This is a genomic window from Acinetobacter pecorum (assembly GCF_014837015.1).
In the GTDB taxonomy this organism is placed as follows: domain Bacteria; phylum Pseudomonadota; class Gammaproteobacteria; order Pseudomonadales; family Moraxellaceae; genus Acinetobacter; species Acinetobacter pecorum.
The window spans coordinates 39,532-54,507 of record NZ_JACSPT010000009.1; the positions used below are offsets into that span (position 1 = coordinate 39,532).

The window sequence follows — 14,976 nt, forward strand, 5'->3', positions numbered from 1 at the left end:
CAAATCAATCATCATGAGAGGCCTAAACCATACCCGGGTCATGGCCTCTTTTTATAAACTTCGCTAAAATAGAGCGATTAATTCGTAGACGAACAGAGTATTTCATTATGACGGATGCAACTGCTGGCAAAATCCCTCACGTTTTGGTGATTATGGATGGTGTGGGTCATCGCGAAGCGGTCGAAGACAATGCGTTTTTAGCAGCTAAACGACCAAATTTAACTGCAATGCAGAACAAGCATCCACATGGTTTGATCTCGGGTTCAGGTGAAGATGTTGGCCTGCCGGATGGCCAGATGGGTAACTCGGAAGTCGGACATATGAACCTCGGTGCAGGCCGTGTGCTGTATCAGGACTTTACCCGAATTACCAAAGACATTCGTACGGGCGACTTCTTTGAACATGAAGTGCTGGTCGATGCAGTAGAGAAAGCCAAAGCTACAGATGGGGCAGTACATTTGCTTGGCCTTTTGTCTGAAGGCGGTGTGCACTCACATGAAGATCATATCGTGGCGATGGCAGAGCTAGCACTGAAACGCGGTGCCAAAGTCTATTTACATGCATTTTTAGATGGGCGTGATACACCGCCTAAAAGCGCACAGCCTTCTTTAGAAAAGCTTGATGCCTTATTTGCGCAATATCCAGGCCAAGGTCGTATTGCGACCATGATTGGCCGTTATTTTGCCATGGATCGTGATAACCGTTGGGATCGTGTTGAACAGGCCTATCGTCTGCTGACTGAAGGTGAAGCGGTTCGTACGGCTGCCACTGCAGTCGAGGGTCTGGAACAGGCCTATGCAGCTAGTGAGTCGGATGAGTTTGTCAAAGCGACCCGTATTGGTGAGCTGGCAAAAATTCAGGATGGCGATAGCGTGGTGTTCATGAACTTCCGTGCTGACCGTGCCCGTGAATTGACCCGCGCATTTGTGGAAAAAGACTTTGCCGGTTTTGAACGTAAAGTGGTGCCAAATCTGGCGAAGTTTGTCATGCTGACGCGTTATCAAGCCACGATTGATGCACCTGTGGCGTATATGCCTGAAGCATTGGTCAACTCGATTGGCGAATACCTGTCAAACCTGGGCAAAACCCAGTTGCGTATTGCGGAAACAGAAAAGTATGCCCATGTGACCTTCTTCTTTAGTGGCGGTCGTGAAGACGAATATCCGGGTGAGAAACGTATCCTGATTCCATCGCCAAACGTAGCCACTTATGACCTTAAACCGGAAATGAGTGCTTATGAAGTGACTGATGAACTGGTGGCTGCGATCAATTCAGGTGAGTTTGACCTGCTGGTGGTGAACTATGCCAATGGAGATATGGTCGGCCATACTGGCGTATTCGATGCTGCGGTCAAAGCTGTTGAAGCGGTTGATACCTGCCTCGGTCGGGTTTACGAAGCCGTGATGGCGCAAAAAGGTCATATGATTGTGACTGCCGATCATGGTAACGTTGAGCAGATGCAGGACTACCACAGTGGTCAGGTACATACCCAGCATACGACTGAATTGGTTCCATTTATTTATGTCGGCCCAACTCAGGCCACAATCGTGGAAGGTGGGGTGCTGGCAGATGTCGCACCGACTTTATTAAGCCTGATGCAAGTTCCGGTACCGGCTGAAATGCAGGGCCGTAACCTGATTCAGCTTGATGCATAATCTTTAATAAAATTCTGAAAAGGTAAAAGAATGACAAGAACACGCTGGAAGTCTGTCGTAATACCATGCTTACTGATGTGTTTGAGTCATTCAGCCTGGAGTGCCGGCTCCGACGAGCCGGCACTCGATGATATGGAAATGGATGGACAGGTGTATTCTGAAATTCCTGTGGCTTCCATTCAGGAATTCGTGCAAATTTATGGCATTGTAAAAGACAATTATATTCAAGATAAAAATGACGATGCCTTGTTTCAGCAGGCCATTCAGGGCCTGGTCAGTGGCCTGGACCGCTATTCCCGTTATTTGTCTCCTGAAGATTATAAACAGCTGCGTGAATATACCGAAGGAGAGCTGGCCAGCATTGATTTCGACCTGCAGTTTGATTCACGACTGAAGCAATGGGTGATTCGAGGTCTGAGTGACGACGCCGATTCAGCCAAACAGGGTCTGCGAAATGGTGTCACCGTTTATAAAATTGACGATCAGGTATTAAGCAGCCTGAATCAGGCGCAGGTCCGGCAGTTACTCAGTGGAGCAGTCGGCTCTACGCTCACGGTTCAGCTTTCTCCCCAAAGTCCGGCCTTTCGTCTGGTACGCAATACCAAACTGGATACCGAAATTAAATCGAGCTTGCACAATAATCAGGTCCTGGCTTTACAGGTTAAAGTTTTTCAGCAAGATACTGCCAATGAAATCAAACGTCTGATTGAAAGTTATTCGGATAAACGCTTAAAAGCCGTGTTATTTGATCTGCGCAATAACCCGGGAGGCTTACTCTCTGCAGCAGTGGAATCTGCCGATTTATTTTTGAATCAGGGCGTGATTGTATCGACCAAAAGCCGGGCTGAAGGTAACCAGCAATTTCAGGCCTTGCCGAGTTTTGAGTTTCAGAATCTGAAAATTGGGGTTCTGATTAATAACCGCTCGGCTTCTGCAGCAGAAGTCTTTACTGCCGCCTTAAAAGAGCATAACCGTGCCTGGGTAGTGGGTGAAAAAAGCTATGGCAAAGGGGTGGTACAAAAACTCTTTCCTTTAAGCAACGGTTCGGCTCTACAGATGACCGTATCGCAATACTTTAGCCCAAGCGGGCAGATGATTGAAGGGCGGGGAATACAGCCGCATTTCAATTATCCATTCAAGCAGGAGATGCGTGAGGAGAGCTATCTGGAGCATGTCACAGACTTGCTGCTCCAGCAAAAATAATTATTCGTCTTCTTCAGTATCGAGTCCGAACTTTTTTAAACGATAGCGCAGGGAACGGAAGGACATACCGAGTTTCTTGGCGGCCAGTGTCCGGTTCCAGTGGGTCATATTCAGCGCGTTAAGCAAAATTTCTTTTTCCACCTTTTCCAGATATAGCTCCAATCCTTCTTCAGGCAGCTTTCTAGGGGCAATCAGGGTTTCAGTCGCAATGATTTCGCTCGTAAATGTATTTATTTCCTGAGAGCTGTTTAGTGCCTGACGTAGGGGCGCACTCTGCAGATGCTGAAGATTAATCCGTTCTTCATCACTCAAGGTAATTGCACGTTCCATAATATTACGCAATTCACGTACATTACCGGGGTAATATTGCCCCAATAAAAACTCTTTACTGCGTTCAGTCAGTTTTTTATTGGGAATTCCCCATTCCTGACAAATTTTTTGAATAAAGTGTTCAGCCAGTAACAGAATATCCTGGCCGCGTTCACGCAGCGGCGGTAAAGTCAGATCCATGACATGAATACGGAAATATAAATCCTGACGGAATTTCCCCTGTTGCACCAGGGCTTCCAGATCCTGATGGGTAGCACTGATCACGCGGAAATCTACATCAATTTCGGTATCTGAACCGAGTGGACGAATACGTTTTTCCTGTACGGCACGTAACAGTTTGACCTGCATGGAAAGTGGCAGTTCTGCAATTTCATCCAGAAACAGGCTGCCGCCATGTGCAGATTGAATCAGGCCCTGTTTGTCCTGCGCAGCGCCAGTAAAGCTGCCTTTTTTATGTCCAAACAGTTCGCTTTCCATCAGTTCAGTCGGAATGGCACCACAGTTGATTGCAATAAAAGGCCCTTCATTACGGTTGCTCAGGCGGTGGACCAGATTGGCCACCACTTCCTTGCCAGTACCTGATTCACCCGTAATAAAAACCGGTGCCTGGGATCGGGCAATTTTTTGTAAGGTAATACGTAATTGCTGAATCGGCAGGGATTGTCCAATCAGCATTTTATGTTCGAGCGCTTCATTCGGATTATTATGCGAATAATCTACCGGTTTATTCAGGGCCTTTTGGAGTAGCTGTTCCAGGTGTTTCTGGTTAACCGGTTTACTGACAAAATCAAAAGCCCCTGCTTTGAGTGCAGCAATGGCGATTTCCATGTTGCCATAGGCAGTCAGGACCGCGACCGGAACTGCGGGATAGAGCTTACCAATCCAGTCCACTAATTCCAGACCATTGCCATCGGGCAGGTTCAGGTCAGTCAGACAGGCATCATATTGATGATTGGCAAGATATTTTTTAGCATCTTCTAGTCGATGGGTAATGTGGGTACGAATTCCCATACGCAGTAGTGACATTTGCATGAGGGTACATAAATCTTCCTCATCATCCACCAAGAGTACTAGTGGTTGTTGTTCCCCATTCATCTTCCTTGACCCCTTTATAGCGTGATACGTTGACAGCTGATGCGAAAGCATGCGCCCTGTTCTTGTTGTATATAGTTTAATTGTGCCTGATTTGCTTCACAAAAACTATGTGATAAATACAGTCCTAATCCGGTACCGCTAATTGAAGTGCTAAAAAAGGGTTTAAACAGTAAGGCCTGGTCATGTACAGCCACGCCTGAGCCAAAATCCTGTATGTCAATCCAGACCCGATGTTCATAGGGATGCACATTCAGCTGAATATAGGCTGCATCTGCTGCATTGTGGCGAATGGCATTACGAATCAGGTTAATCAGGATTTGCCGGAATTGTGCTTCATCAAACTGAATCATGAGGGGGATATCAATATTAAATTGAATCTGATCGTGAATATCAGCCAGATCTTCTTGGATAAATAACGGGATAAATTCATTAAGATGAATCGGCACCGGATGGGTTTCTTTATTTTTGACCATATTCAGTGTGTCCTGAATAATCCGGTCAATCCGGGTGGCCTGTCGGCCAATCATCTGCTGGAGTAGCTGTTGCTGTTCAGTTTCCGAGTCCAGATATAAATCATTAGCCTGCACAATGGCTGCCAGGGGATTGCGAATTTCATGCGCAATACTGGCAGAGAGCTGACCTAAAGCAGCAAGTTTGAGCTGTTGCACTTGCTGATTCAGCTTTTTGGCATCCTGCAACACAAGCAGCATGAGGGTCTGGTGCGGTACAATCAGTTTTTGTACCTGCACATGAATGTTATAGCGACTTTGCTGGGAATCAAACTGAAAACGCTCACCATTTTCCAGCGTTTCAAACTGGATCAGTTCAAATAAATCAGGTTGTGAGTGGTATAAGGTGAACTTTTCATGGCCATATTTGGATTCAATTCCCAGAAGATTGCAGGCGGCAGGATTGCTGAGTACCACATGATAGTTTTCATCCAGTACCAGATAGCCGGTTTCGATCTGTTCCAGAATATAGCGGTTGATATTCTGTAAGCGATACAGTTCTAGAGATTGAGAAAAGTTTAGATTTTCCAGAATCTGGAAACGGCGTACGGCAATTTGTCCGGTGCCATAAACCATAAAGAATAAAAAAGCCAGTAAGGCACTATTACTGATATTACTCAGCGAAGAAAATGCAAAAATGCTGCCGATAAAATGCTGGTAAATTACGCTGATAACCGCAACCAGCGTGACCACCAAGGCTTTTTTTGCATCCAACAATAAGGAGGCAGCAAAGATGGTGATTACAAACAGCAGTCCGATCTGCAAATTAGGACCATCACTGGCCAAGGTCAGCAAACTTAAAATGCAGACATCGCTAAAGAAAATCATGATCAGCTGCGGCTGAATCAGAAGTCTGATCCATTTCAATGCAAACAGCTGTACAGTATTGATCGCTACCCCGACTCCCAGCGCATAATAATACAGCTGCGGATATTGGTAATCTGTATTTACTTCGGGATAGGTCAACAGAAAAATCAGCAGCAGACCGGTGCTGATCAGCAGGCGATAAGCGCTATACCAGATACCCAGATGATATTGATTCAGTTCTGCATAGTTTTTTTGTTGTGCTATATGCACCATGATTCACCAAAGGCTAAGGTTTAATCAGCCCATAGCGCATGGCCAGATGAGTCAGTTTTACATCACTGTCAATATTCAGTTTTTCAAAAATACGGTAACGATAGGTATTCACGGTTTTAACACTGACAAAGAGTTTGTCGGCAATTTCCTGGGCGCTGATACAGTTAACCACCATCATGGCCACTTGCATTTCCCGTTCTGAAAGTGCATCAAAAGGCGATTGTTGTGTATCGGAAAGGTAAGAACTGGCGAGCTGCTCGGCAATATCGGCACTAAAATATTTGCCGCCTTGCATGACTTTATTAATCGCACGTACCATTTCTGTAATGGGTGCACCCTTGGTGATATAGCCTTTGGCACCTGCTTTAAGAAGTAAAGAGGGATAAGGTTCTTCTGCCAGGCCACTGACCGCTAGTACTTTGGTTTCAGGCGCCGTCTGTAGCAGGCGGCGCGTAGTTTCTACGCCGCCAATCCCCGGCATGTTGACATCTAATAGCACTACATTCGGATGATGTTGACGAACCAGAGAGATTGCTTCTTCACCAGATTCAGCCTGGCCAATTACCTGAACCTCCGCATGGTCTTCCAGCATTCTGCAAATTCCAGTACGGACTAATTCATGGTCGTCCACAACTAAAACTGTGATCACCTATACTCTCCCTCTATTTAAAAAATCATTTTTTTGTTACATAAAGCAAAATAAGCTTGCAATGAAAGTACAAAATTAGCAATCCTATTCGCAAGATTAAATCTGAAACCTAGCACACAGTGTCAAGAACAAAAAATGTTCAGGATTGTGTTTAAATGTAAGGCATATTAGAGGTAATACGCAAATCAATCTTACCTCTGTTAGTTGAGTGAAGGAATAATGAAGAAAATAAACAAGTCTCTAAGGCATCTACTCGGCCTGTCCGTGTTAATCAGCATGAGCACGACAAGTTTTGCCGAGATCATTATGAATTCTGGCACAGCAGAGGGCGGATCCAGTATCAGCTGGTCTTCTGAAGAAGTTAACCAGTTAATGAGCGATGATTTTAATGCGTCAGCCAATGAGCCTTCGCCACCCGGGTCTGCCACAGTGACCACCACTTTGCGTCAGGCCGGCACAGCAGCGCCAGCAGCAGTCAAGCCGGCTTATACTGCGCCGCAGATTATTGATACGAATCATTTTAGTAATCAACCTTCTGTCAATGCGCGGGCTGCACTGGTCATGGATGCACAAACCGGTGAAGTGCTGTTTAGTAAAAATACCAATACGGCCTATCCGATTGCATCCATTACCAAATTAATGACAGCCGTGGTCATTTCAGATGCACGTTTGAACATGTCAGAAAAAATCACCTTGCAACAGGCTGATTTTTCCTGCTCAGGGTGCAAGAGCTCAAGCTCGACCTTAAGAGCAGGGGATAGTATGAACCGTGCTGAAGCATTGTTATTTGCCCTGATGAAATCTGAAAATCCGGCTGCCGCAGCTTTAGCACGTACTTATCCTGGTGGTCGCTCAGCGTTTATTGCCAAAATGAATGCCAAAGCCAAAGAGCTCGGGATGAATTCTACCCGCTTCATGGAATCGACAGGTTTGCATCCGGGCAACGTGGCATCAGCTCGTGACTTGGGGATATTGGTGAATACTGCCTCTCAATACGGCCTGATTCGCCAGTTCTCGACCACGCCAAGCTATGACTTTAACTTGGGTTATCGTGTGTTGAAATCGAATAATACCAATGCCTTGGTACGTAATGGCGGCTGGAATATCAATATTTCTAAAACCGGTTTTATTAATGAAGCAGGGCGCTGTGTGGTGATGCACACGACTCTGAATAACCGTCCGGTGGCGGTGGTACTTTTAGGCGCAAACAGCTCACAGGCGCGTACCAATGATGCGACCCGTTTAATGAGTTGGGTTAGCCAGCAACCTAAACGAATCTAATTGATTGGTTCATAAAAAAACCCTGCAATGGCAGGGTTTTTTTAATTCTGGCCGAAATTACATATTCGACAGAATAGAGTCTTTAACTTGAGTCATGGTCGCATCAATCGACAACATTACGGCATCAGCACATTGCTTGATGGCAGTGTCTGGATCTTTCAGACCGTTACCCGTTACGGTACATACGATCACTGAACCTTCAGCAATTTTACCCGCTTTAATATCACGGATCGCGCCGCCGACAGACGCAGCAGATGCTGGCTCTACGAACACACCTTCATACATAGAAAGCAGACGTTGAGCTTCAAGAATCTCCGCATCAGTCAGTTCATCGAACCAGCCGTTTGAATCACGAACAACCGCTTTAGCATGATTGAAGCTTTGCGGATTACCGATACGAATCGCAGTTGCAACAGTTTCCGGGTTTTCTACTGGACCGCCACGAAGGAACGGTGCAGCACCAGAGGCTTGGTAACCTGCCATGATTGGCAAGCCAGCCGGTTTAGGACCAGTAAAAGCATCAGTTTCAGCATCGTAAACGACTTGCTCAAATTCTTCTTTCGACTGGTTGGCAACCGCTTCGGTATAACCCATCCAGTGTGCAGTGATGTTACCTGCGTTACCTACAGGTAGGCAGTGATAATCCGGTGCACGACCTAAAGCTTCAACGATCTCGTAAGCAATGGTTTTTTGACCTTGCAGGCGGTACGGGTTGATTGAATTTACAATCGTCACCGGAGCCTGATCGGCAACTTCCTTAACTAGACGCATACCGTCATCGAAGTTACCGCGAATTTGCATGGTGATCGCACCATACATCATCGCTTGTGCCATTTTACCCATGGCAATTTTGCCTTCAGGGATGAGCACGAATGCTTTGATGCCAGCACGCGCCGCATATGCCGCCGCCGCCGCAGAGGTGTTACCGGTAGATGCGCAGATGATAGCTTTAGAGCCTTCTTCAACGGCTTTGGTCACCGCCATAGTCATACCGCGGTCTTTAAATGAACCAGTCGGGTTTAAGCCCTCGTACTTCACATAAATTTCAACATCTTTACCAATAATGCGTGGAATATTCTCAAGCTTGATCAGTGGAGTATTACCTTCACCCAAAGAGATCGCACGAGTAGTTGCAGACACTGGTAAACGGTCGCGATAGCGGTCAACTAAACCAGTATAACGATTGGCATTCGACATGATGATGTTCCAATTGTGTGTAGAGCTTGGCAAGGGGAATCCTCCCCTCAACCCGATTAATTATCAAGCGATTCTAAACGAATTCGTACAATTTCGCCATGAATGACGGGTAATGCTTGAATTTGTGAAAGCGCTGCATCCATTTTTGATTCCTTGACTGGATCAGTCAGAATCACGATAGGAATAAGGTCTTTTAAGCGTGGTTGCTGCATGATGGCATCGATACTGATCCCGGCACGGCTTAAAATCGTGGTGACATCGGCAAGCACGCCCATTTGATCTTCGGCATTAATACGAATGTAATAGCCGGTCGTCATTTGTTCACGAGTTAAGATCGGTAAATCGGTCAGGGCTTCAAAGGCCAGTTGTGGAATGGTTCCTGCACCGTCTTCGGTGTAAATAATATCACGGACAATATCCACAACGTCTGCGACTACTGCAGAAGCTGTTGGACCAGCACCTGCGCCAGCCCCGTAATACAGTGTTGGACCGACCGCGTTGGCTTGAACAAGCACGGCATTTTTCACGCCATTCACATTGGCAATTAGCTGGTCATCTGGAATTAAAGTAGGATGAACGCGTAATTCGATTCCGGCATCTGTGCGGCGTGCAATACCCAAGTGTTTGATACGGAAGCCCAAGTCTTCTGCATATTTCACGTCTTGCGCAGTCACTTTGCTGATGCCTTCAGTAAATACTTTATCGAACTGGAGCGGTATACCAAATGCACATGAAGCTAGAATAGTCAGTTTATGCGCAGCATCAATGCCTTCAACATCAAAGGTTGGATCGGCTTCAGCATAACCGAGTTCCTGTGCTTCTTTCAGCACATCGTCAAAAGCACGACCTTTTTCACGCATTTCACTGAGAATGAAGTTACCAGTACCGTTGATGATGCCCGCCAGCCATTCAATCTTGTTGGCTGCCAGACCTTCACGAATCACTTTAATAATGGGAATGCCACCTGCGACTGCCGCTTCATAGGCAATTTGTACGGCATTGTCTTCAGCCGCCTTAAACAGTTCATTACCATGTTCAGCCAAGAGTGCTTTATTGGCTGTCACGATATGTTTGCCATGTTTCATGGCTTCCATAATAATTTCGAAAGCAGGATGAATTCCACCCATGACTTCAACCACCACATCCACATCAGGTTGACGTACGATGTCCATCAAGTCTGCACTCTGTTTGACCGATGCCGGTAGATTCAGATCAGGACGTGGGCGACGGGTGCCTACATAGGTAATTTCAATTTCACGACCGGTGCGACGTTTAATCTCAGCAGCATTTTCTTTTAATAGTTTCAAGGCACCACCACCTACAGTACCAAGACCGAGGATTGCCAGACGAACTGGTTTCACGTCACACTCCAAATTACACAGTTTTTTACAAGAACCTAGATCATAGCTAAAAAAACTGCCTGACTCTAGGGTCATTTCAGAATATCTTTATTTATAAATTAAAGTTAAATAACGTATTAAAATGAGTTATTTAAGCCGGTTCAATAACTCAGCGGCAGACAGGTAACCCCCCAGATAAATTCCTTCTGAACTATAAATTGCAGGGGTACCATTTACACCTATATTCAGACCCATTTGATATTGATCCTGAACAGGATTTTTACATTTGGCTGCACTGATCTGTGCACCCGCAATCGCCTGGTCAAATGCACTACGGCGGTCGGCACTGCACCAGATCGCTTCCATGGCCGGCATATGCTGTTCACCACGCGGCCAGGCGATATAACGCACTTCAATACCTTTGGCATTCATCTCATCCATTTGCTCATGAAATTTATGGCAATACGGACAGCTGACATCGGTAAATACATAGACCACATGCTTGGCTTTGCCTTTGGCTGGATAAATCAATAGATCTTCAGCTTTCAGTCCATCAAACAGTTTTTTGTTGATCCCGGCTTGCAGACTCTCACTGACGTTATGTAGCTGTTTGTCTCCAAGGCGGATCACATCACCCTGAATCAGATATTTGCCATCACTGGTCACATAGACCGCAGACATGCCTTCCAGGCTGACCCAGTACAGGTTCGGCACCTCGGTCGCTTTAATATCGGTGATCTTGGCATTGATACCGGCAGTTTTGAAATGCTTTTCCAGAGTAGAAACCAAACGCTGTTGTGCATTACGTTCGGTGAGGGTAGACGCTTCGCCCGTTGCGGGTGCGCTTGCAGTCAGTGTATCTTGCTTTTTAGCTTCGTTATTGGAGTTGGAACATGCAGCAAGACCCAAACCAGCAGCAAGTGTGCAAGCCATAAAAATTTTTGAGCGGGCAAATGTCATAAATAACCCTTTTCTTCTTGGACTGAAAACAGAGCATTAGCATAACAAAAAAAAATGCAAACACGTCAAACTTCTCAGTTTATTCGGTCTGGTTTCGATTTAAGCACGTGGATGATGGGTTGCATGCAGCTGCTGCATTCGGACCTGTGCCACATGGGTATAAATCTGGGTGGTAGACAGGTCACTGTGTCCAAGCAACATCTGTACCACGCGTAAGTCTGCGCCATGGTTGAGTAAATGAGTGGCAAAGGCATGGCGCAAGGTATGTGGGGACAGTTCGGCCTGGATTCCGGCCTGCAGTGCATAACGCTTAATGGTATACCAGAAATTCTGTCGGCTCATGATGCCGCCATGCTGGGTCAGAAACAGATAATCGGTCGAAGTTTTATATAATTGTGGACGGGCTTCGGTTAAATATTTTTCTACCCATTCACAGGCCATTTGGCCCATCGGTACCAGACGTTCTTTATTGCCCTTACCGACAATGCGTAAATATCCCTGTTTTAAGTTGATCAGTTCCAGACGCAAGTTAATCAGTTCGGTCACCCGGAGTCCGCAGGCATACAGTACTTCAAACATGGCGCGATCACGCAGTCCTAATGCCGTGTTGATATTCGGGGCATGAATCAGGGCTTCTACATCTGTTTCGGAGAGATCTTTGGGTAAGGCCCGGCCCAGTTTCGGGGTTTTATGTGCAGCAACCGGATTGTCACTACGCAGTTTTTGCTCACGCAGAAATTTATAAAATGAACGCAAAGCAGACAGGCAGCGGGCAATCGAACGCGGACTTTTTTGCTGTTTGGTCAGTGCAATCAGCACATCGGAAATATCATCATGACTCCATTGTGGCAAGGGTTTGCTCAGGCATTCTGCACATTGCATCAGATCGGACAGATAGGCGTTGCGGGTATGCGGGCTGACCGTTTGCGCAATCAGATAGTCACGAAAACCCTGTAAATAGCTGAATACTTCAGGAATTTGGACAGGGGCGGGAATACGAGGTTTTTTATTCAGCATAGAGTGAAAAGATCTGATCTGAAAAAGCGATGAATTTAATAGATATTCTCCACTGTAGTTTAATTTCACCAAACTGTCGATGTGATATGAAACTAATTCAGCATGTAATCAATCTTATTTGTTAATTATTCTCATTTGTTTGTATACTGTCCAAAATAGTTCAGGAATTTTCACGGTGCGTTTGTCTGATTTAAAAGCAAAACAAACAGCCATCATCCGAAAAGTAAGTCGAACGGCTGATGGTGAAGGTGCTCTCAACGATGTTGTAGCGAGTCGCCTGGAAACTCTAGGCTTTGTGCCCGGTACGAAGGTACAGGTGATTACTAAAGGTATTTTTGGTGGAGATCCCATTTTGATTCAAGTTGGATTTACACGTTTTGCTTTGCGTAAATCAGAAGCAGCCAAAATTGAAATCGAGCAGGCGGTGTCGGCATGAGTGATACATTACGTATTGCCCTTGTCGGTAACCCTAACTGCGGTAAAACTTCATTATTCAACCATTTAACCGGAACTCGCCAGAAAGTCGGCAACTATGCAGGTGTCACGGTTGAGCGTAAAGTCGGTACATTTCAGCTTGCTTCAGGCAAAGCGGTACGAGTACTGGATTTGCCCGGAACTTATAGTCTGGATGCGACCAGTCCGGATGAAGAGATTACCCGTAATGTCGTACAAGGTAAAATTGCTGAAGAGCAGGAACAGAATGCATTTTTATGTGTGGTGGATGCCACTAATCTAAAATTGCATCTGGGTCTGGTACTGGAAATGATTGAGCTGGGCCGTCCGGTGCTGGTTGTGCTGAACATGATGGATGAAGCACGCCGGCGTGGCATGCAGATCAATACCCAGAAGCTGTCCGAACGGCTGGGCGTACCTGTGGTAGAAACGGTGGCTGTACGTAATTCAGGTATTGAAAACCTGAAAAATGCGCTAGATCAGGGCAAATATTCTGTACCGCAGACCGAACTCAGTGGCTTGAAAGGTAACAGTCACCAGCGCGTAGAAAACATTCTGAATGACGTGGTCAATTTCGTCGATCAGGAGGATAAACGTACTGATTTTCTTGACAGGATTTTTCTGCATCCGGTGCTGGGCTTAATTAGTCTGGCCGTGATGATGTTCGTGATTTTCCAGGCCGTATTTGCCTGGGCTGCGCCGTTTATGGATGGCATCGAAACTTTCTTCGGCTGGCTTGGTGAGTTCCTCGGCGAATATATTTCTCATCCCTTGCTGAATAGTCTGGTGGTGGACGGGATTATTGCCGGTGCCGGTGGTGTGGTGGTGTTCCTGCCACAAATTCTGATTCTGTTCTTCTTTATTCTGGTACTGGAAGAATCGGGTTATTTACCGCGTGCTGCTTTCCTGTTAGACAAGCTGATGTTTAAAGCCGGTTTATCAGGACGTGCCTTTATTCCGTTATTGTCCAGCTTTGCTTGTGCTATTCCCGGAATTATGGCTTCGCGTACCATTAGTGATCCACGAGATCGTTTAACTACGATTTTCGTTGCCCCCTTAATGACCTGTTCGGCGCGCTTGCCAGTTTATGCCTTGCTGATTGCAGCATTCATACCGGCACAAACTGTTTGGGGTTTCCTCAATCTGCAAGGTCTGGTGCTGTTTGGTCTTTATATGGCGGGTATCGTGAGTGCCTTGCTGGTGTCTTTTGTGTTGAAATTCTTCCACAAAGATAAATCACAACACATGCTGCTGATGGAACTGCCAAGCTACCGTTTTCCGGACCTGAAGAACGTCTGGATCGGCTTATTGGATCGCGGCAAAATCTTCTTGAAACGTGTCGGTGGCATCATCTTCGCATTATCGATTGTACTGTGGTTCTTGTGTACTTTCCCACAGCCCCCAGAAGGGGCAACCTTGCCGGCCATTGATTATTCATTGGCAGGGATGCTCGGTCATCTGATGCAGCCGATCTTTGCACCGCTCGGTTTTAACTGGCAGATCTGTATTGCCCTGATTCCGGCGATGGCAGCGCGTGAAGTGGTCGTTGCAGCACTGGGCACAGTCTATGCGATGTCGGCAGTTGATGAAGATGCAATGTCTGAAGGTCTGGCTGCACTGATCAGCGGTGGAGGTGATCTGGGATGGTCAGTTGCGACAGGTTTATCTTTGCTGGTGTGGTTTATTTATGCACCACACTGTCTGGCGACTCTGGCAACGGTTAAACGTGAAACCGGTTCCTGGAAAACTGTCAGTATCATGACTGTTTACCTGTTTGGTCTGGCATATTTCATGTCATTCCTGACTTATCAAATTGCTTCATATTATTTGGGCTAAATATCAGTTTGGCCTTGGCCAATTGAATTTGCTGCATTGTATATGTATGGGAGATTGAGATGATTGAAATTCTAATTGTGACAGCACTGGTGCTTTGGAGCATGCTGGTCGTATTCAAAAAGGTGTTTCCGAACACCTCTAGCTCAGTCTTCCAGAAGCTGTCTGATGCCTGTGCGGCCAAGGGTTGGCAGCGTCTGGCTAAATGGCTGCAACCGGGTGTGGCGGCAGGCTGCGGTGGCAACTGTGCCTGTCCGGTTTCAGAAAAAGGTTCAGACGTAAAGCCGGCTCAACAAGCAGTAAAATGGAAATAATTTCCTCTTCTGGCTGAATTTTAAAAACCGTCATGATCATGACGGTTTTTTTACGCATGA

The 14,976-nt window shown here is 46.2% G+C and carries 13 protein-coding genes; 6 read left to right on the top strand and 7 right to left on the bottom strand.

Features of this window, described 5'->3' with window-relative positions:
• Positions 1 to 107: 107 nt before the first annotated feature.
• Entirely contained in the window at positions 108 to 1,655 is a 1,548-nt protein-coding gene (gene gpmI / locus H9629_RS08370; protein ID WP_191730906.1) for a 2,3-bisphosphoglycerate-independent phosphoglycerate mutase, read from the top strand.
• 30 nt (positions 1,656 to 1,685) lie between these two features.
• Positions 1,686 to 2,858 (top strand): S41 family peptidase, encoded by a 1,173-nt coding sequence (locus H9629_RS08375; RefSeq protein WP_191730907.1) that lies wholly within the window; start codon positions 1,686 to 1,688, stop codon positions 2,856 to 2,858.
• Here the strand turns inward: H9629_RS08375 and H9629_RS08380 are convergent, their stop codons facing one another.
• Genes H9629_RS08380 through gacA form a run of 3 tightly spaced genes read right to left on the bottom strand, consistent with a single transcriptional unit; the run spans position 2,859 to position 6,521 of the window.
• The gene (locus tag H9629_RS08380) at positions 2,859 to 4,283 is read right to left on the bottom strand and encodes a sigma-54-dependent transcriptional regulator (RefSeq protein ID WP_191730908.1); all 1,425 of its coding nucleotides are present in this window, start codon (positions 4,281 to 4,283) and stop codon (positions 2,859 to 2,861) included.
• A gap of 14 nt (positions 4,284 to 4,297) precedes the next feature.
• Complete coding sequence (locus tag H9629_RS08385; protein WP_191730939.1) at positions 4,298 to 5,863, bottom strand: sensor histidine kinase; 1,566 nt, start codon at positions 5,861 to 5,863, stop codon at positions 4,298 to 4,300.
• Positions 5,864 to 5,885: 22 nt separating this feature from the next.
• A complete protein-coding gene (gene gacA, locus H9629_RS08390; protein ID WP_064094660.1) occupies positions 5,886 to 6,521 on the bottom strand; it encodes a response regulator transcription factor GacA in 636 nt (211 codons plus the stop codon).
• A 219-nt stretch (positions 6,522 to 6,740) separates the two neighbouring features.
• On the opposite strand from gacA, the gene H9629_RS08395 reads away from it, so the two are divergent.
• Positions 6,741 to 7,802 carry a serine hydrolase gene (locus H9629_RS08395; protein WP_191730909.1) on the top strand — a complete coding sequence of 354 codons (1,062 nt, stop codon included), beginning with the start codon at positions 6,741 to 6,743 and terminating at the stop codon, positions 7,800 to 7,802.
• A 57-nt stretch (positions 7,803 to 7,859) separates the two neighbouring features.
• On the opposite strand, the gene thrC is transcribed toward H9629_RS08395, so the two are convergent.
• The 4 genes from thrC to xerD all read right to left on the bottom strand — a co-directional run bounded on the left by thrC (position 7,860) and on the right by xerD (position 12,316).
• A complete protein-coding gene (thrC, locus tag H9629_RS08400) occupies positions 7,860 to 8,999 on the bottom strand; it encodes a threonine synthase (protein ID WP_005248423.1) in 1,140 nt (379 codons plus the stop codon).
• Positions 9,000 to 9,055: 56 nt separating this feature from the next.
• A complete protein-coding gene (locus tag H9629_RS08405) occupies positions 9,056 to 10,360 on the bottom strand; it encodes a homoserine dehydrogenase (protein WP_191730910.1) in 1,305 nt (434 codons plus the stop codon).
• Positions 10,361 to 10,486: 126 nt separating this feature from the next.
• Positions 10,487 to 11,299: a DsbC family protein gene (locus H9629_RS08410; protein ID WP_144723558.1), complete on the bottom strand. Its 813-nt coding sequence runs from the start codon at positions 11,297 to 11,299 to the stop codon at positions 10,487 to 10,489.
• A 99-nt stretch (positions 11,300 to 11,398) separates the two neighbouring features.
• Complete coding sequence (xerD, locus tag H9629_RS08415) at positions 11,399 to 12,316, bottom strand: site-specific tyrosine recombinase XerD (protein ID WP_191730911.1); 918 nt, start codon at positions 12,314 to 12,316, stop codon at positions 11,399 to 11,401.
• 175 nt (positions 12,317 to 12,491) lie between these two features.
• Here xerD and H9629_RS08420 point away from each other — a divergent pair, with 175 nt between their 5' ends.
• The 3 genes from H9629_RS08420 to H9629_RS08430 are packed head-to-tail and all read left to right on the top strand — an operon-like array spanning position 12,492 to position 14,916.
• Positions 12,492 to 12,752 (top strand): FeoA family protein, encoded by a 261-nt coding sequence (locus H9629_RS08420; RefSeq protein ID WP_064094654.1) that lies wholly within the window; start codon positions 12,492 to 12,494, stop codon positions 12,750 to 12,752.
• Positions 12,749 to 14,605, top strand: a complete 1,857-nt coding sequence (gene feoB / locus H9629_RS08425; RefSeq protein WP_064094653.1) for a ferrous iron transporter B — start codon at positions 12,749 to 12,751, stop codon at positions 14,603 to 14,605. The genes H9629_RS08420 and feoB overlap by 4 nt, the downstream gene beginning before the upstream one ends.
• Before the next feature lie 59 nt (positions 14,606 to 14,664).
• Positions 14,665 to 14,916 (top strand): DUF6587 family protein, encoded by a 252-nt coding sequence (locus H9629_RS08430; RefSeq protein ID WP_191730912.1) that lies wholly within the window; start codon positions 14,665 to 14,667, stop codon positions 14,914 to 14,916.
• Positions 14,917 to 14,976: the final 60 nt, after the last annotated feature.

What these genes read in the sequence shown, in the direction of transcription:
- H9629_RS08395 (WP_191730909.1), top strand. Translation starts at nt 6,741, where the DNA reads ATGAAGAAAATAAACAAGTCTCTAAGGCATCTACTCGGCCTGTCCGTG.
- thrC (WP_005248423.1), bottom strand. Translation starts at nt 8,999, where the DNA reads ATGTCGAATGCCAATCGTTATACTGGTTTAGTTGACCGCTATCGCGAC.
- H9629_RS08375 (WP_191730907.1), top strand. Translation starts at nt 1,686, where the DNA reads ATGACAAGAACACGCTGGAAGTCTGTCGTAATACCATGCTTACTGATG.
- feoB (WP_064094653.1), top strand. Translation starts at nt 12,749, where the DNA reads ATGAGTGATACATTACGTATTGCCCTTGTCGGTAACCCTAACTGCGGT.
- H9629_RS08430 (WP_191730912.1), top strand. Translation starts at nt 14,665, where the DNA reads ATGATTGAAATTCTAATTGTGACAGCACTGGTGCTTTGGAGCATGCTG.
- gpmI (WP_191730906.1), top strand. Translation starts at nt 108, where the DNA reads ATGACGGATGCAACTGCTGGCAAAATCCCTCACGTTTTGGTGATTATG.
- H9629_RS08410 (WP_144723558.1), bottom strand. Translation starts at nt 11,299, where the DNA reads ATGACATTTGCCCGCTCAAAAATTTTTATGGCTTGCACACTTGCTGCT.
- H9629_RS08380 (WP_191730908.1), bottom strand. Translation starts at nt 4,283, where the DNA reads ATGAATGGGGAACAACAACCACTAGTACTCTTGGTGGATGATGAGGAA.
- xerD (WP_191730911.1), bottom strand. Translation starts at nt 12,316, where the DNA reads ATGCTGAATAAAAAACCTCGTATTCCCGCCCCTGTCCAAATTCCTGAA.